Source organism: Mesorhizobium sp. WSM4308, from assembly GCF_002294905.1.
Classification (GTDB): domain Bacteria; phylum Pseudomonadota; class Alphaproteobacteria; order Rhizobiales; family Rhizobiaceae; genus Mesorhizobium.
The window spans coordinates 204,183-224,852 of the sequence record NZ_NSFW01000006.1; the positions used below are offsets into that span (position 1 = coordinate 204,183).

General features: G+C 62.6%; 21 protein-coding genes and 1 pseudogene. 11 read left to right on the forward strand and 11 right to left on the reverse strand.

Going from position 1 to position 20,670, the window contains the following annotated elements; genetic code table 11:
• Positions 1 to 98: 98 nt before the first annotated feature.
• Entirely contained in the window at positions 99 to 1,490 is a 1,392-nt protein-coding gene (locus CK227_RS13440) for an FAD-binding oxidoreductase (protein ID WP_095773280.1), read from the forward strand.
• A 3-nt stretch (positions 1,491 to 1,493) separates the two neighbouring features.
• A complete protein-coding gene (locus tag CK227_RS13445; RefSeq protein WP_245318141.1) occupies positions 1,494 to 2,690 on the forward strand; it encodes an MFS transporter in 1,197 nt (398 codons plus the stop codon).
• A 36-nt stretch (positions 2,691 to 2,726) separates the two neighbouring features.
• Here the strand turns inward: CK227_RS13445 and CK227_RS13450 are convergent, their stop codons facing one another.
• The 4 genes from CK227_RS13450 to CK227_RS13470 form a co-directional block, all read right to left on the reverse strand.
• Positions 2,727 to 3,017 (reverse strand): helix-turn-helix transcriptional regulator, encoded by a 291-nt coding sequence (locus CK227_RS13450; protein ID WP_095773281.1) that lies wholly within the window; start codon positions 3,015 to 3,017, stop codon positions 2,727 to 2,729.
• Positions 3,018 to 3,128: 111 nt separating this feature from the next.
• Positions 3,129 to 3,392, reverse strand: coding sequence for a hypothetical protein (locus tag CK227_RS37235; RefSeq protein ID WP_095773282.1), 264 nt, complete (start codon positions 3,390 to 3,392; stop codon positions 3,129 to 3,131).
• Between the two features lie 594 nt (positions 3,393 to 3,986).
• Positions 3,987 to 4,832: a DUF3313 domain-containing protein gene (locus tag CK227_RS13465; RefSeq protein WP_095773283.1), complete on the reverse strand. Its 846-nt coding sequence runs from the start codon at positions 4,830 to 4,832 to the stop codon at positions 3,987 to 3,989.
• A gap of 216 nt (positions 4,833 to 5,048) precedes the next feature.
• Positions 5,049 to 5,678, reverse strand: a complete 630-nt coding sequence (locus CK227_RS13470) for an isoprenylcysteine carboxylmethyltransferase family protein (protein ID WP_179296444.1) — start codon at positions 5,676 to 5,678, stop codon at positions 5,049 to 5,051.
• A gap of 109 nt (positions 5,679 to 5,787) precedes the next feature.
• Here CK227_RS13470 and CK227_RS37240 point away from each other — a divergent pair.
• Positions 5,788 to 5,982, forward strand: a pseudogene (locus CK227_RS37240) (hypothetical protein); the annotation flags it as partial.
• Complete coding sequence (locus CK227_RS13475; RefSeq protein ID WP_095773285.1) at positions 5,982 to 6,251, forward strand: hypothetical protein; 270 nt, start codon at positions 5,982 to 5,984, stop codon at positions 6,249 to 6,251. The pseudogene CK227_RS37240 and the gene CK227_RS13475, both read left to right, overlap by 1 nt.
• Before the next feature lie 52 nt (positions 6,252 to 6,303).
• Here the strand turns inward: CK227_RS13475 and CK227_RS13480 are convergent, their stop codons facing one another.
• The 6 genes from CK227_RS13480 to CK227_RS13510 all read right to left on the reverse strand — a co-directional run bounded on the left by CK227_RS13480 (position 6,304) and on the right by CK227_RS13510 (position 12,346).
• The gene (locus CK227_RS13480; protein ID WP_095773286.1) at positions 6,304 to 7,593 is read right to left on the reverse strand and encodes a HAMP domain-containing sensor histidine kinase; all 1,290 of its coding nucleotides are present in this window, start codon (positions 7,591 to 7,593) and stop codon (positions 6,304 to 6,306) included.
• A 1-nt stretch (position 7,594) separates the two neighbouring features.
• Positions 7,595 to 8,281 (reverse strand): response regulator transcription factor, encoded by a 687-nt coding sequence (locus tag CK227_RS13485; protein WP_095773287.1) that lies wholly within the window; start codon positions 8,279 to 8,281, stop codon positions 7,595 to 7,597.
• 272 nt (positions 8,282 to 8,553) lie between these two features.
• Complete coding sequence (locus tag CK227_RS13495) at positions 8,554 to 9,078, reverse strand: GNAT family N-acetyltransferase (protein WP_095773288.1); 525 nt, start codon at positions 9,076 to 9,078, stop codon at positions 8,554 to 8,556.
• 13 nt (positions 9,079 to 9,091) lie between these two features.
• Positions 9,092 to 9,643: an XRE family transcriptional regulator gene (locus tag CK227_RS13500; RefSeq protein ID WP_095773289.1), complete on the reverse strand. Its 552-nt coding sequence runs from the start codon at positions 9,641 to 9,643 to the stop codon at positions 9,092 to 9,094.
• A 70-nt stretch (positions 9,644 to 9,713) separates the two neighbouring features.
• Complete coding sequence (locus CK227_RS13505) at positions 9,714 to 11,567, reverse strand: ABC transporter ATP-binding protein (protein WP_095773290.1); 1,854 nt, start codon at positions 11,565 to 11,567, stop codon at positions 9,714 to 9,716.
• A 248-nt stretch (positions 11,568 to 11,815) separates the two neighbouring features.
• The gene (locus tag CK227_RS13510) at positions 11,816 to 12,346 is read right to left on the reverse strand and encodes a dihydrofolate reductase family protein (RefSeq protein WP_095773291.1); all 531 of its coding nucleotides are present in this window, start codon (positions 12,344 to 12,346) and stop codon (positions 11,816 to 11,818) included.
• 176 nt (positions 12,347 to 12,522) lie between these two features.
• Here CK227_RS13510 and CK227_RS13515 point away from each other — a divergent pair, with 176 nt between their 5' ends.
• Positions 12,523 to 13,176 (forward strand): glutathione S-transferase family protein, encoded by a 654-nt coding sequence (locus CK227_RS13515; RefSeq protein WP_095773292.1) that lies wholly within the window; start codon positions 12,523 to 12,525, stop codon positions 13,174 to 13,176.
• A 29-nt stretch (positions 13,177 to 13,205) separates the two neighbouring features.
• On the opposite strand, the gene CK227_RS13520 is transcribed toward CK227_RS13515, so the two are convergent.
• On the reverse strand, positions 13,206 to 13,922 hold the full coding sequence (locus CK227_RS13520) for a GntR family transcriptional regulator (RefSeq protein WP_095773442.1): 717 nt from the start codon (positions 13,920 to 13,922) through the stop codon (positions 13,206 to 13,208).
• A 252-nt stretch (positions 13,923 to 14,174) separates the two neighbouring features.
• On the opposite strand from CK227_RS13520, the gene CK227_RS13525 reads away from it, so the two are divergent.
• The 6 genes from CK227_RS13525 (at position 14,175) to CK227_RS13550 (ending at position 20,669) form a co-directional block, all read left to right on the forward strand.
• Entirely contained in the window at positions 14,175 to 14,816 is a 642-nt protein-coding gene (locus tag CK227_RS13525) for a GntR family transcriptional regulator (protein ID WP_095773293.1), read from the forward strand.
• Positions 14,817 to 14,905: 89 nt separating this feature from the next.
• Positions 14,906 to 15,757 (forward strand): transporter substrate-binding domain-containing protein, encoded by an 852-nt coding sequence (locus CK227_RS13530; protein ID WP_095773294.1) that lies wholly within the window; start codon positions 14,906 to 14,908, stop codon positions 15,755 to 15,757.
• Positions 15,758 to 15,831: 74 nt separating this feature from the next.
• Positions 15,832 to 16,545, forward strand: coding sequence for an ABC transporter permease subunit (locus CK227_RS13535; protein WP_095773295.1), 714 nt, complete (start codon positions 15,832 to 15,834; stop codon positions 16,543 to 16,545).
• A complete protein-coding gene (locus CK227_RS13540) occupies positions 16,542 to 17,234 on the forward strand; it encodes an ABC transporter permease (RefSeq protein ID WP_095773443.1) in 693 nt (230 codons plus the stop codon). The genes CK227_RS13535 and CK227_RS13540 overlap by 4 nt, the downstream gene beginning before the upstream one ends.
• 130 nt (positions 17,235 to 17,364) lie before the next feature.
• Positions 17,365 to 18,951, forward strand: coding sequence for a gamma-glutamyltransferase (ggt, locus tag CK227_RS13545; protein ID WP_095773296.1), 1,587 nt, complete (start codon positions 17,365 to 17,367; stop codon positions 18,949 to 18,951).
• Positions 18,952 to 19,148: 197 nt separating this feature from the next.
• Positions 19,149 to 20,669 (forward strand): acyl--CoA ligase, encoded by a 1,521-nt coding sequence (locus tag CK227_RS13550; RefSeq protein WP_095773297.1) that lies wholly within the window; start codon positions 19,149 to 19,151, stop codon positions 20,667 to 20,669.
• Position 20,670 lies beyond the last annotated feature (1 nt).

Sequence of the window (20,670 nt, forward strand, 5' to 3'; positions counted from 1 at the left end):
TGAGATTTTCTCATCCAGCACCTGAATTCTTCGATTTTGAAATGGTTTGGCACTCCATGAGATGATGGCATGGGCATTTGCGGCGAGGAGCAGATCGGATGGAGCAGCGACAGCCATATGACGGCCTGATAGGCAAATCGCGCCCCGGACCTCGGCCCACCCCACGGCCACGGCTCAAGGGCAATGTGATCCTCGAGGGGAACGCCGGTTACGACGAGGCGCGTAAGGTCTGGAATGGCGCCATCGATAAAAAGCCGGCCATGATTGCCTACTGCGCCGATGCCCAGGATGTGGTTGAGGCTGTGACGTTCGCGAGATCCAGCGCGCTCCCGGTAGCCGTCCGCAGCGGAGGCCACAATGTCGCTGGCCTCTCGGTCTGTGACGGCGGCATGGTCATCGACCTGTCGCGGATGAAACGCATCGATGTCGATCCGGTCCGTCGAACCGCGCGCGCGGAGGCCGGCCTCGATCTGGGCGAATTCGATCGTGCCACGCAGGCGCACGGACTGGCGACCACCATGGGCGTCAACAGCGATACCGGTATCGCCGGGCTCACGCTTGGCGGCGGCTTCGGCAAGCTCGGGCGAAAATACGGGCTGACCTGCGACAATCTGATTGCCGCCGAAGTGGTGACCGCCGAGGGACAGATCCTGAGGGCCAGCGCGACCGAACACCCGGACCTGTTTTGGGGCTTGAGGGGCGGCGGCGGCAATTTTGGCATCGTGACGGCGTTTGAATACCAGTTGCATGCGATCGGCACTTCACTGCTTGTCGCGTCGGCGCTTCATCCTTACGATCAGGCGCGTGGCGCCATGCAGTTCTATGATGAATTCGCCCGAAACGCTGCCGATGAGGTAAACGTCGATGCAGCTCTCGTAACGCTGCCGTCGGGCGACCGGTTCTTCAGCATCGCCGGCAGCTATGTCGGTTCGCAACATGACGGCGAGCTTGCCCTTTCACCGATCGTCAAGTTCGGCTCGCCCGTCGAGACACGCCTGGCAACTGTCCCTTATCTTGAGATTCAGTCGGGCGGCGATGCCCTGTTTCCGCGCGGCCGCCGCTACTATTGGAAGGCGCAATTCCTGCGCCAGATCAGCATAGGCGCGATTGATGCGCTGCTCGACGCCTATGCGCGAGCTCCCAACACCTCGTCTTTGCTGGTTTTCCAGCACGTCGGCGGGGCAATCGCACGGGTTCCGATAGCGGATTCACCCTACGCCAATCGCGATGCGGCCTTCGACTGCTTTCCGATCGCGATCTGGAACGATCCGGCCGATGACGACGCGAACATGGGTTGGGCGCGCGAGCTGTGGAGCGCCCTCAGGCCCTATTCGACCGGCGGTGTCTATGCCAACAATCTCGGTGACGAGGGCGAGGACCGGGTGCGTGACGCCTATGGTGAAAATTACGCACGCCTTGTCGCGCTCAAGGACAAATACGATCCGACCAATTTCTTCCGTCTCAACCAGAATATCAAGCCGACGGCATAGTCTATGGCATTGGGCGAAATCCAGGTGCGAAGCCGCTGGACGATTCTTGCCGTCCTGTTCGTCGCTCGTGCCGCCATCGCTTTTCAGTTTCAGAGCGTCGCCGCCGTCGCGCCACAGCTCAGCCAGGCTCTCGGCGCGAGTCTGGCCGATATCGGTGTTCTGATCGGACTCTATTTTGCGCCGGGCGCCATGCTGGCCTTGCCTGGCGGCGCGATCGGCCGCCGCTATGGCGACAAGGTGACGGTCCTCGCCGGACTGGTGATGATGCTGGCCGGCGAACTGCTGATGACCGCGTCACCGTCATGGAGCGCGCAGATCGCGGGCCGACTGACAGCGGGCATCGGCGGTGTTCTCCTGAACGTTCTGATGACCAAGATGGTCGCAGACTGGTTTGCCGGTCGGGAAATCGCCACCGCGATGGCCGTTTTCATCAACTCGTGGCCGGCTGGCATCGCAATCTCGCTGATGCTGTTGCCAGCAATCGGAGCGACATTCGGGCTCCATGCCGTCAACCTTGCCGTCGCGGGGTTGATCCTGATCGGTCTCTGCCTCGTGACTTTGGTCTATCGCGCGCCAGATGCGCCCGTCGCGGTCAAAGCAGAGCGCGGCAACCTGACCGCCGGCACGGTCTGCGCGGTGATTGCCGCCGGCTTGATCTGGTGCCTCTACAATATCGGCTTTGCGATGATCTTCAGTTTCGGGCCGTCGATGCTTGTCAAGCGAGGCTGGTCCAGTGCGGCCGCCGGACCAACCATCAGTATCGTGCTCTGGCTCGCCGTGCTTTCGGTTCCGTTCGGCGGCTTCCTCGCCGATCGGACCAAACGCGGAGAGACCATCGTCGTCACAGGCTGCATTGCCTTCGCGCTACTGACACTTCTCCTGTCGCGAAGCGGCGCCGTGCTTCCCATCGTCGTCGCTCTTGGAATCTTCTGCGGCTTGCCGGCTGGTGCGATCATGAGCCTGCCCGCGCGCGTGCTCGAGCAGAAAACGCGGCCGATCGGAATGGGATTATTCTACACGGTCTACTACGCCGGCATGCTGGCCGGACCGGCGATCGGAGGAAAGCTCTCCACATCGGTCGGCTCCGCGAGCGCCGCGCTCGACTTCGGCGCCGTCGCGCTCCTGGTTTGCCCGGTCATCCTGTGGCTCTTTCGTCGTATCGTTGCCGGCCGGTATCGGCCGGCCGCTTCACCGACTTGAGCGCGACCCAGAGGTCACGCAAGGTCTGCGCTCCGGCTATTGTCGGTCGTAAAGTCCACAGGCCGCGATAAGGCGCACCAACTCCGCCTGTCGCCGCGTCTCCGTCTTTTCGGATAGGTGCTGCAGCTGGGTGCGGGCCGTGCCCGGGCTGATTTCAAGCTCATCCGCGACCACCTGAAGCCCTTCGCCGCGTGCGATCACCATGGCCGCGGCGGCTGCGGCCGCGGTCAGCCGACAGAGATTGCTCAACTGGTCCTGCGCGGTCTGCGGCGCGCTGTCCGGATCGGCCACGAACACGATCGCGGCGGGGATCGCAGGCCGGACCATTCACTGTTTGAGGGACCAGAGCTCTTGGAATGCGCTTCCGCAGGGCGTGAACCGCAAGGTCGCGTCATAGCTGGTCCTAACCGTACACGAAAGGCCGCCTAGCTCCCGCGCCTAAGGCACTGCGCCGGACAACATTAGAACGATGCCGACCGCTATCATTAGCAGCCCTGGCCAGTTGCGCGAGAAGCCGAGAAACCCGAGCCCACGCCGGCGCGGCTCAAGAGTTGGGCCAGGCGTTGCCAGCCTTGAGGCCGACCGGTCGGCTGGAGTGCCGTGCGGTGCCAAATTGCTGAGCCGACCGTATGAGAGTGCCGCGCCTGCCATGTAGACAATGCCAGCGATGATGAGTAACGCACCGATGAGGATGACAGTCAATTTTCGTCCTCCTCTCTTTAGCTTTCCAAGCCTGGCCCCGCAAATGAATGAAACGATCGTGACGGCTGACAGTTCCGGCAGGAGCGCCCAATCGGCTTGGACGTGTCGGGCCCGATGAAGGTGAGCGACCGTACGAGGCCGGCGCTTTCGCCACCTACGCAGGACCGGAGGTCAGTGCCGCGGGGAAACTCAGCGTTCTGGCTCCAATCGGCCAAACAACTGCTCGGCGACCAGCATAAGGGCCTTGCCCACCATCGCGATGCCGGAAATTTGGCTGACGATTTGGGCGGCTCGCGGTCGCGTTCGCAGCAAAGATTGTGACGAACTGAGACGGTTCAGAGCGGCCTCTTGGGACCCATAGACCTGCCAGTGACCATTGATTGACCATGGCCTCCGCGACAGTCCTGAAGCGAAGTCCTTTTGGAATATCTTAGCCAATCGAGCCTAAACCGACGTCTGATTACGGCCCCTCAATAACCGCTGAGGACGAGGCCGCAACCGGGTGGTGAGCAGATTCTGTCGCGCGGCACGGTGTCTGCGCGGCTACGGTCGAGACCCGTAATGGCCGATTCTCGCGACATGTGCTCTCCGTCGCTAGTGGGAGACTACAGCGCCCTTGTCGGTCCAGGTGGGCGGCAAGCCAAATCGGGCGGCGACGAGCCCCGAAATGCCGGGAGCCCTCCCGAACGCCTTGCAGGCGTCGTATTTCGGATTGCCGCCCAGCGAAGCGCGCAGTCTTTGCATGGATGGTATCGCCGGCATTCCCTTGAATGGGTCCTTGCCCGTGACCACCATGCGGGCGAAGTCCGCGGCGAAGGCCGAAGAGAGGGCGTACGCATCCCCGACAGCGGACACCCGAGGCTTTGTCGTGATCATGTTGGCACCGCGCGACCAGAGCATGGCTGCCCTTTGCGAGCCTTCCTTGTCGATCGCCTCGGCCTCGATCGCCAGGCCGCCGAGGCCGATCGGAAGGCGCGGGATTGGAACCCCGAGCCCCGCCGCCGCGCCGCCGAGCGACGCAACGACTGAACCCGCCGCTGCCGTACGGTTCGTCGCAACGATGTTGGTGACCGTCGCTTGGACGGTGAGGTCCGCCGGCTGGCTCGCGGCCACGACCTTGAAGCGGTCGGCAAGGTCGGTGCAGAGTGCCCGGTCGATCGCGTTGGTCACCAGCGTCAGGTCGTTGGTATCAAAGCCACGGCTGCCGACCTGCGTAGAGGTCGGTACGATGCGCACCGTCTGCGCGGCGAGCACCGGTGCCGAATCCACGCGCAATTTTGCATGCGTGAGGGTGCCGCCCGATGGGCGCATTCCGGCGGAGGAATCGAGGGACGTGCCCTCCGGCAAGGGCACATTTGTGCAGGCGGACAACCATGAGAACAGGGCCACGCTGAGCGCTGCCCGCGGCCGCATTTCAAGTCGACGAAGCTTAACGATCATTGTCAAAATCGCCTGAACCGGGGATCATGGGTTCAGGCTTTACCGGCCCCAGCGTTAATGGCGGTAAAGGCAGTGTAAAGTTCGGTAAAACTTGCCATCAGCCTCGATCTTTAGCCGGCGCATACATCGCCGGCTGCCGAGGAAGCGCCAGCGTGATCGCGCGGCCCTGCAACCGCACGCAGGTTCGAAACCGTCTCAACGGGCGGGCAGCCGCTATCAAAAAAGGGGCAACATAGGCTTGAGGAGTCTTGCAAATCGCAACGTCTCGATGAGTTCGGACGCGGGGATTGCCAGGAGAAAGCAAGAACTGTCGATTGCAGTACGCTTCAGCGCAGCTGGGTTGAACGTCATGGGCAGCTGATCTGCGGCGTCGCCGGCGCTTCGTCCGAGGCGGGGGAAGAAGGCGGGAACCTCGCGGCAATATTCCCGGTAAGCATCGCCGAAAAGCCCGTCCAGAGCGATCGATTCGCGGGCGCAGACATAAGCGAAGACCAGATACCCGAACAAAAAGTAGAAGGCCGCGATAGCGATCGACCCAAAAGTCAGGCCGATGCCGGCAAGCCCCAGGGAAGAAAAGAAGTACAGCGGGTTGCGGGTGTATCGATAAGGGCCGTTCGTAATGAGGTCTCGATTCTTGTGTCCGCCTATATACAGCGATGCCCAGCACCGCCCGGCGATACATAGGAGGATAAAGGCGCAACCCATGAATTCCATGCCTTGGCGGGGAAGTGTCTCCGGCGGCCAAGCGCTCTGCGACAACAGGATTGGCATCAAAAGCAATGGGACGGCCAGCCAGAGGAACCGCATCCTCTTGCCCTGCTGGAACACCGCATCGGTCGCCGACATCAGTCCATTCTCTCGCATTTGAAGAACCGGGATCACGGTCCAGCTTTAGCGATGCCGGCGTTAATGGCCGTAAAGGCAGTGTAAAGTTGGGTAAAACTTGGGTAGTGGGTCAGTGTATTACAACTTCGTCCGCATCCATAAGACGCTGCGCGTTCCCCCAGCTATGGCCGCTGGCGTCACTGACAGGCTTTCGGAAATTGGTGATATTGTCGCGCTCGTTGAAGCTAAGGAAGCCGAGAAACCGACGGTGCGCGGGCCCTACAAAGCACAGGCGCGCCAACCTCTCAGCGTTGGAGGCGCTTAATGATTTCTGCGGGTAGCATAGTGACCGTCATTGGTGCGCCTGAGGACCTTAAGGATGATCTTCCGGGCGATTACATGCGCACCAAAGAACTTTTCCTCGGATGTGTCGGGCGAAAATTTGAGGTTATCAGCGTCACGAATGATTCGGGGACACACTTGCTGGAGTTGGAGGTCGGTGAGGTCTTTGGAGAACCCGCCTACATGCATTCGATCTGGATCGAGGAGAAATATGTGTCGGCGGTCAACCCGCCAACGCATGAGGCTGAGTAGGCCGCCTGCCATGGTGCTGTAATTCAAACTGACCCACTACCAAAACTTGCGATCAGCCTCGATCGTTCGCCGGGCCGCTCATCGCCGGCCGCCGGGGAATCTCCAGCATGATGGCCAGGCCGCCGACATCCGGTAGCGACGCGTATACCCGCCCGCCATGGCACTCGATCGCCTGCCTGGCGATCGCAAGGCCAAGCCCGTAGCCGCCTCCCGGTGCCGCGTCGTTCCCGCGGGAGAATGGCTGGAAGATCCGTTCGAGTTCGCCTCGCCCGACGCCCAGCCCCTGATCCGCGACGCGCACCTTGAGGAGGTCGCCTGTCGTCTGGCATTGCACGGTGACTTGCGAATGTTCGGCGGTGTATTTGACGGCGTTGCGAATGACGTTTTCCAGCGCCCGGTAGATCAGCTCGCCTTCGACCTCGGCAAGGAAGCTGCCGTCAACATTGGCGGTGATCGAAACCTCGCGGGCCTGGGCTTCGAACGCTGCGTCGCCCAGGATTTCGTTCAGGAGATCGATCACGTCCAGCGTCTGTGTCTTCAGCGGGAGCCGGGAACCGGCTGTCAGCCTGGCGAGAGTGAGCACTTCGCCAACCAGCGCATCGAGCCGTTCGACCTCCCGGTCCATGCGGTCCAGCATGGCATCGAGTTTGCCCGGACTCTGCCGAAGGACACCCCCAACGGCCTGCAAACGTGACAGCGGGGAGCGCAGTTCGTGGGATACGTCGTGGAAAAGTCTCTGCTGTGCATCCTGCAGCTCCTGCAGCCGCGCGGCGCTGGAATCGAAGTCATGCGCGAGTGCGGAGACCTCATCCTTGCGACCTGCCATCTTGTGCCCGATGCGGACGTCGAAACGGCCATGGGCAAGCGCGCTCAGGCCGTCGCGAAGGTGGACGACAGGACGAATGAGATATCGGGCGAGCGCGGCCGCCGATATCGCGCTCGAAATCAGAATACCGAACCCCGGTACGAACGGACCAAGCTTGTCGAGAATGACATTGCCTTGCCGAGGCACGGAGATCCGGTAGCAAATCCCGTCCTTCAGGACGGTTCTTGTCTCCGCCGTGCTCCTGTCGGCACATGCGCCGGTCTCCGCGATCCGGGAGATCGTGAGGCCGACCGGTACCGTATCCTCGCTCGCATGGGCAAGGCGCCGAGCGGCGTCTTCACCGTCCTTGACGAGCAGGTTCTCGGTCAGGTCGAGGACGACTTCGCGCTTCTGGCGTTCCAGTTTCGAAGCGGAAGGAAGCGTCTCGAAGAAGTTGAGCGTCGCGATTATGATCGCGACGGACCCGGCAAGCGTCAGCCAGGTTATCACGAAGAACTTCTTGAACAGTCGGGGCATGTCAGTCCAAAAGAAGTTGATAGCCTTGGCCGCGGACAGACTTTATCCGCGACTGTCCATCTTCCCCGAGGCCGAGCTTCTGACGCACGCTGCTGATATGGACGTCGATGCGGCGATCGAACGGGGTCAGCGGCTTTCCAAAAGCCCGTTTCGAGATGTCTTGCTTCGATATCAACTGGCCGGCATTGCGGGCGAGAACTTCGAGCAGGCTGAACTCCGTGCCGGTAAGCTCCAGCGGCCGTCCGTTCCATTCGGCGGTTCTGTTGCCTGGATGAACCACCAGTTGTCCGGCCCTCAGCGTTTCGGCGGCCGCGCCGGCGGCAGGCTGGTTCGCACGACGAAGGATGGCGCGCACCCTGGCCGCGAGTTCTCCAGGCGAACAGGGTTTCGTCACATAATCGTCGGCACCGAGGTTCAGGCCGGATATCCGGTCGATGTCATCGCCTCTCGCCGTCAGCATCAGCACGGGAACCTGGCTCAGCTTCCTGATCCTTTGCAGGACCTCGATCCCGTTCATTCGGGGCATCATGATATCGAGCACGATCAGGTCCGCCGCGTTGCGCGCGGCGGCGGCAATCGCCGTGCCGCCGTCCGTGCCTGTCGCGACGTCATACCCTTCTTCGACCAGGTATTCCTGCAGCAGCGTCGTCAACTCGACATCGTCGTCGATGAGGAGGACCTTGTTCATTGCACTCCGTCCGTCATTCACGCCGGTCACCCATAAGGCACAAACGCGCGCGGGCGGCGGGATTTTACCCAGCTTAACACAACTTGACCGCGCTTAAGGTTCACCCGGCCACGCATGGACCGGCGACACCGGGCGCGTCCGACTACCGCCGAGATCCGTCGGCCTTCAATTTGGCTTCGCCGGTCCGCCCCGCTTTCATAGCGGCGATGAGATCGGCGCGCATCGCCGATTACCGGCTCATGCCGGCGAAACTCAGACCCGCTGGCACCTGACTATATCCGCCTGAACATGTAGGTCGTCGCGTGCAGCGCCTTGCCGTCCGGGTCCCAGGCGAAGTCAGGGATCACACCAGCCGCCTCGAAGCCAACGGAAGCGTATAGCGGCTCCGCGGCGTCCCCGGTTCGCGTGTCGAGGGTTACGAGGGTTTTCCCCAGTTCACGCGCGCGATCCAGCGCTTCATTCATCAGGGCTCGCCCGATGCCGAGCCTGCGTGCTTGCGGATGGACGATCATCTTTGCGATCTCGCAGCGATGCGGCTGGTTGGGCGGCATGGCGGTGAGAAGCTGGACGGTTCCGACGATCTCGCCGCCCCGCTCCGCGCCGAAAAGCACTCTGCGTCCCGCGGCGACCTCACGCTGAACATCGCCCGACCAGAACCGGGCCGCGTCCTCGTAGGGCATGGGCGCCATGAAGCTGATCGCAGCGCCATCGGCTACGCTGTCTGCGAGAACCCTGGAAAGCTCCCCCAGCCTTTTTTCGATGGCGAGACCGTCGAGTTCAATGATCTGCGTTTTCATGCATGGCGGTTCCTTAAGTCATGGCGATAATGTAGCGGGCCGATTGTTCGCCGGTCTCAAAGGAAGAGGCGCCGCGCAGCCGATAGCGCAGGCAGTCACCGGGACGCAGGTCGTGCCGAACGCCATCGGCGATCAAAACAAGCGCACCTGCCAAAAGCACCAGGTGGTGTTCGTGCCCCGGAAGAGCGGGCCGCTCGTAGACGATGCGCTGGTTGGGCGCGATCTCGCACTCGATCATTTCCAGATTCAGTCGCCCGCTGGGCGGCGAAAGAGCACGGCGGGTGAAGCCCTTCTCCTGGTCCGACCATATGCTTTGGTCAGCGCGGCGGACAAGCGGGGGAAAGTCCGGCTCGAGCGGCGCCAGAAGCTGGGAAAGCGGCAACGCGAAAGCCGATGCCAGACGACCAAGCGTTTCCGCTGTTGGGCTGACTTCGCCATTCTCGATCCGGGACAGCGTCGCCCGACTGACCCCGCTGTTTGCCGCGAGCTCCTGAAGGGTAAGTCCACGATCTGCCCGGAGCAGCCGAAGATGGTCGGCCAAGGCTTGGGATGAGGCTGTGTCCATATGTGGGAAAATATCCCAAATCAGAGAAATTGCAAGCGGAGCTCGACCAAAATCGGGGGGCGTTTCCAGGCTAGCCGATCTCTTCAGGGAGAAAGCCACCTGTCTGGCGCTTCCACAGCCGTGCAAACAGGCCGTCCCGCTTGACCAGTTCGTCCGGCTTTCCTTCTTCGACGATCCGGCCCTGCTCGAGCACGACTATCCGGTCCATCATGGCAATCGTCGAGAGGCGATGTGCGATCGCGATCACCGTCTTTCCCTCCATCACGAGGTTAAGCCTCTCCTGGATGGCAGCCTCGGACTCGCTGTCGAGGGCGGAGGTTGCCTCGTCGAGCACCAGGATCGGCGCGTTCTTCAACAACACGCGGGCGATGGCGACCCGCTGGCGCTGGCCGCCTGACAGCTTGATGCCGCGGTCGCCGACGAAGGCTTCATAGCCCTTGCGGCCTTCGGCGTCCGAAAGATCGGCGATGAAGGCATCGGCGGCGGCCATCTTCGCCACCTCTTCGATCTCCTGTTCGCTCGCCTCCGGCCGGCCATAGCGGATATTGTCGCCGACCGAACGATGCAGCAGCGCGACATCCTGCGCGATGACACCGATGGCGCGCCGAAGGCTTGCCTGGCTGACGGCGCGGATATCCTGCCCGTCGATCAGGATCGCGCCCTCCCTGACATCGTAGAAGCGCATGAGCAGGTTCGCGAGCGTGGTCTTGCCGGCGCCCGAGAGCCCGACGAGGCCGACCTTCTCGCCGGGGCGGATCGTCAGCGACAGATCCTCGATGACCGGCTTTCCGGCCTTGTAGGCGAAGCGCACGTTTTCGAAACGGATCTCGCCGGTCTCGACCTTGAGATCGATCGCATCCAACTGGTCGGTGATGGTGGGCGGGGTCGTCATGACCGGCATGGCGTCCTTGATCGTGCCGATCGCCTGGAAGATCTGCTGGCCCATCTGCAGGAATGTGAAGATCTGTGTCGACAGGCGCTGGAGGATGTAGACGGCGCCGACAAACTGGCCGATGGAGAGAAACCCGTTGACGAGACCGGAAAATCCGATCGAAAGCGTGGTCAGCCACAGCGTCATGTTGAGGACGACGACAGTCAGTTCCGAGGTACGATAGATGCGTTGTTCGCTGTGTTGGGTGTGCACGGCCTGCTGGATGATGCGACGGATAGCGCCCGCCTCGCTGTCCTCGGCGGCGAACTGCTTGATCATCTGCATGTTGGTGTAGAGATCGGTGATGGCGCCCGCCACCATGCTGCGCTGCCTGGCGGTGCGGCGCGAGCGCTCGGCAAAGGTGGGAACGATCCTGACGGTGAATGCCACGTTCAGCGCGATCCAGACGACCACCGGCAAGGCAAGCTGCCAGGACAGCGCGCTGAGCAGGACCACCGAACCAACCAACTGCAGCAGGAAGCGCGGAATGGACTGGAAGGCGGCAATGATCTGCTGCTGGACGGCAGATGCCACCTGCTGCAGGCGCGAGGCGACCTGACCGGCATAAAGGTCATGGAAGAAGGCGAGATCCTGCCGTTCCACCGCCTTGTGACCCTGCCACTGGATGGCGGCCGGCATGCCGACGCCGAGCGTGTGCGAGGTCAGCGTGTTGAGCAGGAACGAGACCACCGGCATGGCCGGAAAGATCAGCAGGCCGAGGAACGTCAAAAGCGGCCATTCGTTATGCAGGAAGGCTGAAGCGCCCTGTTGCGTGACGCCATCGACGATGACCGAAAGCCCCCAGACGATCGTCAGATTGATGGCTTCCATCGCCATGGAGGAAAGCGCCAGGGCAATCAGCACGCCGCGAAACATCGAAATGAAGTGCAGGAGGACGGCCACAGGCCCCTTGGCGGGCAGCGGCCGGTAGGGAATATCCAGCGGCTGGATCAAGTTTTCGAACGGGCGGTAGATCGTATCGGAAATCGACATGGTGCGCTTGAGCTCTGGATGGAACCGAGGGCGAGGACTCAACTGCCGCAATAGGATCACCTGCCGGCCGCAACCACAATTAGAACATCTCCGGCAAATGTCATGAAGGGGTAGCTGCTTTTCCAACAGCGGCGCCGCCATGCGCGATGTCGTCCGGGCTCGCCGCCAAAGCGAACCCGTCCCCCGTCGCCTTGGCTCAACACAAGACCGGACTTCAGCGGCGAATTTCCATCCGGCGGGCCGCGAGATTATGCGGGAACGTAGGTCAACCTGATCACATCCTCGCCGATCCGATCATGGGTCATGAGGCGCAGTGGTGGCCGGGGTCCGGCGAAATAGGGCTTGCCGTGCCCCAGCACGACGGGGTGCAGGTAGATCCGATACTCATCGATCAGGCCAAGTTCGGTGAGGCTTTGCGCCAGGTTCGGGCCGGCAACTTCAATCTCCCCGTCGCGCTCGCCCTTCAACTCCCGGATCGCGCCCTCCAGATCATCCCCGACAAGCCTGGCGTTGGGGCCAACCGACTTCAACGAGCGCGAGACGACCCATTTCGGCTGTCTCCGCCACGCCGCCGCGAAGGCGCGTTCGTCCGCATTCCATTCAGGATGATCGTCGTCCCAGTATCGCATGATTTCATACATCTGGCGGCCATAGACACTGCCCGCCTGCGCCTGAGCTTCCATGATGAAGTGGCGCAAGAGCGTGGGGCCCGGCGCAAATGCCATATGGTCGACATAGCCGTCCAGGGACTGGTTCATTCCGAACACGAGCTTGGCCATACCCCATCCTTTCTCACCGGCACGTCCGTTCGGTTCCGATTGTATTATGCAATCGGTTGTAGGCTAGATCGACCGATTTTGGATCGCAATTGGTTTTTGGGGTCACCGCTTGCAAGACAGGATCAGTTCGCTGATAAATGATCGCTTGCCATTTGCAATCAGTTGAAGACGTACTCATGATCACGGTGTTCGGGGAAGGCAGAGGCTTTCGGGTTGTCTGGCTGCTGGAGGAGATGGGGCTCGCTTACCGGTTGCGGCCCGTGGACCTGGCGGCCGGCGTCCAGGACGACACGGAGTTCATGGCCATCAACCCTGGCGGGTTCATCCCGGCTATTCGGGACGGCGACGTCGTCATGGTCGAGTCGATTGCAATCATGGAGTATTTGATGGCGCGTCATGGGCCGACGCCGCTGGCGCCAGGCCCGCAAGATCCTGCATTCCCCGCGTACCAGCAGTTCCTCCACCTCGGCGAAGCCGGCCTCGCGGCCCCCATTTATTTCGTCGGCGGCGCCCGCAATTTTGCACCCGAGGTGGAGCGAAGGAACTGGAGCGCCCGCCAGGCTCTCCGCGTGTTCCAGACCCGGCTGGGACTGGTGAGCCGGCAGCTGGCGCTTTCGCCATATCTGGCCGGCGACAGGTTCACCGCCGCCGACATCTCGGTTTACTACGCATTACAGCTGGCCCGCGGATTTGGCGGAGTCGCCCTCGGTGCCGCCGAGCTAACCTATATGGCCCGGCTCAGCGAACGCGATGCCTTCGGGCGGGCGATGGAAAGCTGTCAGGCCACGCGGGCGTGGGTCGAGGCGTCCGCCAAAGCGTGCCGCGCCTGAACGGATTCATGCCTCGCGCTTTGGTCTCCTCAGGACGCCTTGGCGAGAAAACTCTGGTAGTCCGACTTCGCCTGCAGCAGGCGCAGCACGTTTTCGCGTGAGCCGCGCACATGGGCACGGGCCAGGGCGCCGGCCCGGGCGGCATCGCCGGCGCAGATCGCTTCGACGATCTCGGCATGCTCGTCGCGGGCGATCTTCCATTCGTCGAGCCACAAGAGTTCGGTCCAGACATAGTGCTGGCACTTGTCGAGGATGCCGCACAGCATGCCGTGCAGCATGGCATTGCCGCTGATCTCGGCGATGACGCGGTGCAGGTCGATGCCGACCTCCAACTCCTGGAATTTTTCCTTTGTGGTGCGGTCGGGAATGGCGGCCAACCGCTCGCATTCGGCCAGCATGGCGCGCAGCCGCGCTTTGTCCTTGTCGGTCGCGGCGGCCGCAGCCAGTTCGGTCGCGTGGCCGTCCAGCAGTTCGCGGATGGCGAAGGCCTCGCGGAACATGTTGATGTCGAACTCGGTGACGACATAGCCATGGCGCGGGCGGCCGGTGACCAGGCCGTCGCGCTCGAGGCGGTTGAAGGCCTCGCGCACCGGCGTGCGGCTGACATTGAGCTTTGCGGCGATGTCGTTCTCGGTGACGCGCGAGCCGGGCGGAATCTGGCCGGTCACGATCATCGCCTTCAGCGAAGTGTAGACCGAGTCGCGCAGCGTGTTCTTGGTTTGCTTGGCCCCAGATTGGTTTCCAATTTCGCGCTTTAGCCTGTTGTCGTCCCATTTGGAGTCGTAGCCGGTCTGATTTGCCACGCCCAGGGCGGCACCATCCCAAAGACTCGCCCGGCCCGAAATAGATCGTGCCGGTGGTGCACTGCACCGGTATCGGCTTCTGAACGTCGTCACCGGGGGTATTGACGATGAAATAAAATTTGGATTTGATAATACGTGGATACAAAAATACTTTTTAGGTGCCGCGTGCCAGCAGCCTTTCCGGCAGAACCACAGATGTCCTCCACGGCGGAGGAAGAGGCGTACAGGCACGTTCAGAGAGCCCTTCGCCTCGGCCGCTACAAACCGGGCGACAGGCTTATTCCGGAGGAGATTGCCGCCGAGATCGGCATGAGTCGCATGCCGGTGCGGGAAGCCTTTCGGCGCCTGGCCTCCGACGGGCTGGTGGTTCTGCGGCCCAATCGTGGATGCGTGGTCGCAGGCCTGACGGTCGATGAGCTTTACGAGATTTTCGAAATTCGCTCGGTTCTGGAGGGACTGGCCGTAAGGCTGGCGATGCCCCGGATCGATGAGGAGGAGTTCGAGGAACTCGATCGCCTGCTCGAGCGCATGGAACGCGCGGGCCAGAGCGGCAGCAGCGACTGGGTGGTCCGCCACCAGGAATTCCATGGCCGTATCTGTGCGCTAAGCCGGAGGCCCAAGCTTATCCATCAGATATCGGCGCTGCATGTGGTGATAGAGCCCTACATGCGCATCTGGTTCGACGACTGTGACAAGCCGCATTCTGCGCGCGAGGAGCATGCCGCCGTGATCGCGGCCTTGCGTTCAGGCGACGAACTTCACGCGGAAAAGGTGATGCAGGATCATATTCTCAGCACAGCACCGATGCTGGCCGAGTTCGTGAGTCCGAGTCGGTGACGAACGCCGGCCGGACAAGAATGGCCTCGAACCGGCAATGCGGCCGGACGTAGGAACAGATCGATCACCTATCAAAAAAGGGGAACCACATGAAAGTTTGTCGTTTGGCCGCAGTTGCCGCAGCACTCAGCATGCTCGGCTTCATGCACACCGCATTGGCCGAGGATGCGCCCAAGGCCATAACCATCGCCACGGAGGGCGCCTACGCACCGTGGAACTTCACCAACGCAGAGGGCAAGCTCGACGGACTGGAGATCGAACTCGCCAACAATCTTTGCGAGCGGATGAAGGTCAAATGCACCATCATCGCTCAGGACTGGGACGGACTTATTCCTTCGCTGAAGGTCGGCAAGTTCGATGTGATCATGGCCAGCATGTTCATCACGCCGAAACGCCTCGAGACCATTGACTTCACCCAGCCTTATGCGATCGACCCGGGCGGGTTCGCAGCCGCCAAGGATAGCGATCTGGGGAAGCTCGGCGCTTCGACCGAGAAATTCAAACTAGACGATGAGGCTGCTTCCAAGGCTGCGGTCGACAAGTTGAAGCCCCTGCTGAAGGGCAAGGTGGTCGGTGTCCAGGCGGCCACGGCCATGCTCGAATTCCTCAAGAAATACTTCGGCGACACGGTGGAGATTCGCGAATACAAGACGACCGAGCAGCACGATCTCGATCTGGCCGCGGGCCGCATCGATGCAATATTCGCTCAGAAGACAGCGCTCGCCGCGACGCTCGCAAAACCCGAATTCTCGGGCTTCACGGTTGCAGGTCCGGGCTTTGTCGGCGGCTTGTTCGGCGCCGGAACGGGTGCGGGACTCAGGAAGGAAGACGCCAAGCTCAAGGAAATGCTGAACGACGCGATCAGCGCCGCCATTGCCGACGGGACCATTAAACGTATCTCGGAAAAATGGGTGAAAACGGACGTGACGCCGGTCAAGTAGCCACGTGTGTATTCTGTCCGGCCGACTGGTATCAACCGATCGGCCGGGTGCCGCGCTGAACGATCAGGTTTCACATGACGGACGCACTCCATATCCTTTCCGTGGGTAAGGGCGGCTGGGGCGGAGCCCTGCTGCTGGCAGCTGGTGTGACATTTGCGCTGTCAGTCCTCGGCTTCCTGCTCGGCGCTCTCTTCGGCGCGGTTGCAGCAGGAGGCCGGCTCTCCACGAGAGCTTTACCGTCATGGGTCGCCAAGGGCTATGGCACGGTGTTTAGGGGTGTGCCCGATCTGTTGACGATCTACCTGCTTTACTATGGCGGCAGCATAGCATTGACTGAGATCGGTAAATTCTTCGGCAGCGCAGGCTTCGTCGGGCTGCCAACATTTGCGACTGGCGTCCTGGCGATCGGCATCATTTCGGGCGCCTATCAAGCCGAGGTCTATCGCGGAGCATATCTCGCCGTCGATCTCGGCCAGCTTGAGGCTAGCAAGGCGCTCGGCCTGTCCCGGTTCCAATCGCTGCGTCTCGTCATCGTGCCTCAACTGATGCGGCACGCCCTGCCGGGCCTCGGAAATGTCTGGCAGCTTGTGCTCAAGGATTCGGCCTTGATCTCCGTGATCGGCTTGGTGGAATTGATGCGGCAATCTCAGATCGGCGCGGGATCGATGCGGGAGCCCTTCGTCTTCTATATAGCAGCCGCGACGCTGTATTTCCTCATCGCTACCGTGACCGGATCGGTCTTCCGCTACGGCGAGGCACGGGCGTGGCGAGGCACGGTCCACGCATGATCGACTTCGCCTTCTTTGTCGAGATCATTCCCACCCTTCTCTCCGGCTTGCCGTTAACCTTGCAACTTGCGGGGTTGTCGATCGGAATAGGCTTCGCCTTGGCCCTGTTGCTCGCGCTGGCGCAGCAGGGAAATCATCGGATGCTGGTCTGGCCCATACGCTCCTTCGTTGCCGTCTTCCGCGGCACGCCATTGCTCGTCCAGATATTCCTCATCTATTACGGCCTCGGCCAGTTCCGCCCCACACTTCAGGCAGTTGGGCTCTGGTGGCTGTTTCGCGAGCCCTATTGGTGCGCCATCATCGCGCTCAGTCTCAATACCGCGGCCTATGGCAGCGAAATCCTGCGGGGTGCGATACGGGGTGTGCCGCGCGGCCTTGTCGAGGCGGCCTCTGCCTTCGGCATGACACGGCTCCAGACCCTGCGTCTCGTCGTTCTGCCTTTGGCGCTGCGCCAAGCCATACCGAGCTACGGCAACGAGATCATCCTCATGGTAAAGGGTACGTCGCTTGCATCGATCGTCACCCTGATGGAAGTGACGGGCATCGCCCAGGGGCTTATTTCGCAGACCTATCGCGCCGTAGAGGTTTTCGTGGCTGCGGGCACGATCTATCTCACCATCAATTTCACGATCATCTCGGCACTGAACGCGCTGGAAATCTGGCTAACGCCTTATCGAGCCCGAGCCTGATACGCGTCTGGCGTAACGAGGAGAATTGGCAAAATGAGCAGTGTCGAGAAGCCGAAGCGATCCGTTGCCGTGTCATGTTACGCCATGGCGGCAACGTCGCATCCATCAGACCAAGGGATACAAAGACAGAATGCGTGATTTCCAGTTTCCCGGCCGCTCGCCGGTTCGTGCCACGCAAGCGGTTGCCGCGACCTCGCACCCGCTTGCGACCCTTGCCGCGATCGACATGCTGCGCGCCGGCGGCAATGCCATGGACGCAGCCGTCTGCGCCGCCGCCGTGCAGGGCGTCGTCGAGCCGCAATCGACCGGCATCGGCGGCGATTGCTTTGTCCTCTACTGCCCGAAGGGACAAGGCGACTTGCTGGCCTTCAACGGTTCGGGCCGCGCGCCCGCCAAGGCGACTGTCGACTGGTACCTGGACAAGGGTTTCAACGAACTTCCGAAACAGGGTCCGCACGCGGTGACCGTGCCGGGCGCCGTCGATGCCTGGAGCCGTCTGTTGGAAGACCATGGCCGCAAGAGCCTGGCCGAAGTGCTGGCGCCGGCCATCCACTATGCCGAGAACGGCTATGTCGTGCATGACCGCGTCGCCTTCGACTGGGCCGATCCGGAAACCGACCTGTCGGCCGATGAACATGCCGCGCGCATCTTCCTGCCGGGCGGCCAGGCGCCGAAGGCCGGCGATGTCCACCGCCAACCGGAACTCGCCGCCACCTTGCGGGTGATCGCAAAGCAGGGCCGCGCCGGCTTCTACGAGGGCGCCGTTGCCGACGACATGGTGCGCCGGCTCAATGAACTGGGCGGGCTGCACAGCCACGAGGATTTCGCGGCGACCAAAGGCGACTATGTGACGCCGGTCGGGACCACCTATGGCGGCTATGAGATCCACCAGATGCCGCCGAACAATCAGGGGCTGACGGCGCTGCTCATGCTGAACGTGCTGTCGGGCTTCAAGCTCGGCGGGCTCGACCCCAACGGCGCCGAGCGCCTGCATCTGGAGATCGAAGCCGGACGCCTGGCCTATCAGGACCGCGATCGCTTCGTCGCCGACCAGGACCAGGTTGATGTGCCGGTGCGGCAACTTCTGTCCGGCGCCTATGCCGACCGGCTGCGCGCCGAGATCCACCGCGACCGCGCCATGACGCGTCTGCCGCGCCTGGAGCTGCCCGGCAGCGACACGGTCTATATCTCGATCGTCGACCGCGACCGCAACGCGGTCTCCTTCATCAACTCGACCTACTATTCCTTCGGCAGCGGCGTCGTCGGCCCGAAGACCGGTGTCGTGCTGCAGAATCGCGGATCGAGCTTCCGCCTCGACCCGGCGCACCCGAACGCGATCGCGCCCGGCAAGCGGCCGATGCACACGATCATGCCTGGCATGGCGACGAAAGACGGCCGCGTGGTGATGCCGTTCGGCGTCATGGGCGGCGGCTACCAGCCTTTCGGCCATGTCCATCTTTTGACCAACATGATCGACTTCGGCATGGATCCGCAGCAAGCGCTGGATGCGCCGCGTGTGTTCTACAATGATGATACCGTGGAGGCTGAGCGCAACGTTCCCACCGAGGCGATCGAAGGCTTGCGCAAGCGCGGCCATCGCGTCGTCGAACCGCAGCATCCGCTTGGCGGCGGGCAGGCGGTGCTGATCGACTGGGAGAAAGGCACGCTCACCGGCGCTTCCGATCCGCGCAAGGATGGGATGGCGCTGGGATATTGAGGGGCGATCGGGGAGCCGGTTCGTGGACGTTGGCGATGCCCCTCATCCACCCTCCGGGCGTTCGTCGTTCGAGGAGCCAAGCAGTTGGCTTTTCGTCCTGCGCGGACCACTCCTCAACGCCCCGTGAACAGTAGAAGGAAGCGGCGCTTGTCCCCAGGGCTTTCTAGAAGCAGTCGTTTGACACATAGTCGGTGACCATGAGCACGAATTCAAAAGACCTCTCCAATCGTCTCGCCGCCGGCGCCGACGACGCGCCGGCGATCCTGGCGCCCGACAGGGCGACGCTCAGCCATGGCGGGCTGCGCCGCCTGATCGCAACCACGGCCGGGCGGCTGCATGCGCTCGGCATCGGCCGGGGCGACCGGGTGGCGATCGTGCTGCCGAACGGACCGGAGATGGCCACCGCCTTCGTCGCGGTGGCGGCCGCCGCGTCGACGGCGCCGCTCAATCCCGCCTATCGCGCCGACGAGCTCGATTTTTACCTCACCGACATCGGCGCCAAGGCGATCCTGGTCGCGGAGAACGAGAGCGGTCCGGCGGTGGCGGTTGCCGAACGTCTCGGCATCGGCGTGCTGCGGCTTATCGTTTCGCCGGGCATGCCCGCCGGCTCCTTCACCATCGAGGGCGCGGCGATCGGTCCGCAGGCTGCGCCCGACATGGCAGGAGATGACGACATCGCGCTGCTGCTGCACACGTCGGGCACGACATCGCGCCCCAAGCTGGTGCCGCTCAGCCATGCCAACATCGCCGCCTCCGCGCGCCATATCGGCGCCACGCTCGGCCTGAGCGCCGATGACCGCTGCCTCAACATCATGCCGCTGTTCCACATCCACGGCCTGATCGCGGCGGTGCTGTCGTCGCTGGCAGCGGGCGGCAGCATCTACTGCACGCCGGGCTTCAACGCGCTGCGCTTCTTCCAGTGGCTGGGCAATGCCAAGCCAAGCTGGTACACGGCGGTGCCAACCATGCACCAGGCGATCCTGCCGCGGGCCGCGCGCAATGAAGAGGTGCTGGCCGCGGCACGCCTGCGCTTCATCCGCTCGTCCTCGGCGTCGCTGCCGGCGCAAGTGATGGCGGAACTGGAAGCGACCTTCGGCTGCCCGGTGATCGAATCCTACGGGATGACCGAGGCCGCCCACCAGATGGCGTCGAACCGGCTGCCGCCGGGCCTGCGCAAGCCAGGCAGCGTCGGCGCCGGCGCCGGACCGGAGGTCGCGGTGATGGCGCCGGACGGGCGGCTGATGGAAGCCGGCGAGACCGGCGAGATCGTCATTCGCGGACCCAATGTCACCGCAGGCTATGAAAAGAACCCGGATGCCAATGCCACGGCCTTCGCGCATGGCTGGTTCCACACCGGCGACCAGGGCGTGCTCGACGAGGACTTCTATCTCCGCGTCACCGGCCGGCTGAAGGAGATCATCAACCGCGGCGGCGAAAAGATCTCGCCGCTCGAGGTCGACGACGTGCTGATGGACCATCCTGCGGTCGCGCAGGTCGTCACGTTCGCCATGCCGCATGACAAGCTTGGCGAGGAGGTGGCGGCGGCCGTGGTGCTGCGCGAAGGCATGAGCGCCACGGAGAGCGACATCCGCAGCCATGCCGCGACGCGGCTCGCCGACTTCAAGGTGCCGCGCAAGGTCCTGATCCTGGACGAGATCCCCAAGGGCGCGACCGGCAAGCTGCAGCGCATCGGGCTCGCCGCCAAACTCGGGCTTTGAC

Excerpts from the sequence above, each read along its gene's own strand:
- CK227_RS13445 (WP_245318141.1), top strand. The coding sequence starts at position 1,494 with ATGGCATTGGGCGAAATCCAGGTGCGAAGCCGCTGGACGATTCTTGCC.
- CK227_RS13540 (WP_095773443.1), top strand. The coding sequence starts at position 16,542 with ATGATCGACTTCGCCTTCTTTGTCGAGATCATTCCCACCCTTCTCTCC.
- CK227_RS13485 (WP_095773287.1), bottom strand. The coding sequence starts at position 8,281 with ATGAACAAGGTCCTCCTCATCGACGACGATGTCGAGTTGACGACGCTG.
- CK227_RS13470 (WP_179296444.1), bottom strand. The coding sequence starts at position 5,678 with ATGTCGGCGACCGATGCGGTGTTCCAGCAGGGCAAGAGGATGCGGTTC.
- CK227_RS13505 (WP_095773290.1), bottom strand. The coding sequence starts at position 11,567 with ATGTCGATTTCCGATACGATCTACCGCCCGTTCGAAAACTTGATCCAG.
- CK227_RS13495 (WP_095773288.1), bottom strand. The coding sequence starts at position 9,078 with ATGAAAACGCAGATCATTGAACTCGACGGTCTCGCCATCGAAAAAAGG.
- CK227_RS13550 (WP_095773297.1), top strand. The coding sequence starts at position 19,149 with ATGAGCACGAATTCAAAAGACCTCTCCAATCGTCTCGCCGCCGGCGCC.
- CK227_RS13500 (WP_095773289.1), bottom strand. The coding sequence starts at position 9,643 with ATGGACACAGCCTCATCCCAAGCCTTGGCCGACCATCTTCGGCTGCTC.
- CK227_RS13440 (WP_095773280.1), top strand. The coding sequence starts at position 99 with ATGGAGCAGCGACAGCCATATGACGGCCTGATAGGCAAATCGCGCCCC.
- CK227_RS13465 (WP_095773283.1), bottom strand. The coding sequence starts at position 4,832 with ATGATCGTTAAGCTTCGTCGACTTGAAATGCGGCCGCGGGCAGCGCTC.
- ggt (WP_095773296.1), top strand. The coding sequence starts at position 17,365 with ATGCGTGATTTCCAGTTTCCCGGCCGCTCGCCGGTTCGTGCCACGCAA.
- CK227_RS13450 (WP_095773281.1), bottom strand. The coding sequence starts at position 3,017 with ATGGTCCGGCCTGCGATCCCCGCCGCGATCGTGTTCGTGGCCGATCCG.
- CK227_RS13525 (WP_095773293.1), top strand. The coding sequence starts at position 14,175 with ATGTCCTCCACGGCGGAGGAAGAGGCGTACAGGCACGTTCAGAGAGCC.
- CK227_RS13510 (WP_095773291.1), bottom strand. The coding sequence starts at position 12,346 with ATGGCCAAGCTCGTGTTCGGAATGAACCAGTCCCTGGACGGCTATGTC.
- CK227_RS13480 (WP_095773286.1), bottom strand. The coding sequence starts at position 7,593 with ATGCCCCGACTGTTCAAGAAGTTCTTCGTGATAACCTGGCTGACGCTT.
- CK227_RS13535 (WP_095773295.1), top strand. The coding sequence starts at position 15,832 with ATGACGGACGCACTCCATATCCTTTCCGTGGGTAAGGGCGGCTGGGGC.
- CK227_RS13515 (WP_095773292.1), top strand. The coding sequence starts at position 12,523 with ATGATCACGGTGTTCGGGGAAGGCAGAGGCTTTCGGGTTGTCTGGCTG.
- CK227_RS13530 (WP_095773294.1), top strand. The coding sequence starts at position 14,906 with ATGAAAGTTTGTCGTTTGGCCGCAGTTGCCGCAGCACTCAGCATGCTC.
- CK227_RS13475 (WP_095773285.1), top strand. The coding sequence starts at position 5,982 with ATGATTTCTGCGGGTAGCATAGTGACCGTCATTGGTGCGCCTGAGGAC.